Consider the following 234-nt stretch of genomic DNA (forward strand, 5'->3'; position numbering starts at 1 on the left):
GTTGAGGGCGACCCGGTCGAAGGAGGGCGCGAGCAGGCCGAACTCCTCGAACCGGTCGGCGAGTTCGGGATGGCGGTCGTGGTAGCGGCCGACCTCGGCGCGCACCAGGGACCAGAAGTCCGCCTCGGGGACGCCCAGATGCTCCTCCACCAGGGGCGCGAGGAAGCGGAAGTGGCCCGCGAAGACGGCGCTCAGCAGCGAGTGCGCCAGCTCGCGCGCCGGCCAGCGCAGCAG

The 234-nt window shown here is 73.1% G+C and carries 1 protein-coding gene; it reads right to left on the reverse strand.

Annotated features, from left to right (window positions below):
* Positions 1 to 234 (reverse strand): ferric iron reductase (locus ACSNOK_RS36375; RefSeq protein WP_436784920.1); only part of this gene is annotated, 234 nt, incomplete at both ends.

The organism is Streptomyces sp. URMC 126, from assembly GCF_051386555.1.
GTDB lineage: Bacteria > Actinomycetota > Actinomycetes > Streptomycetales > Streptomycetaceae > Streptomyces.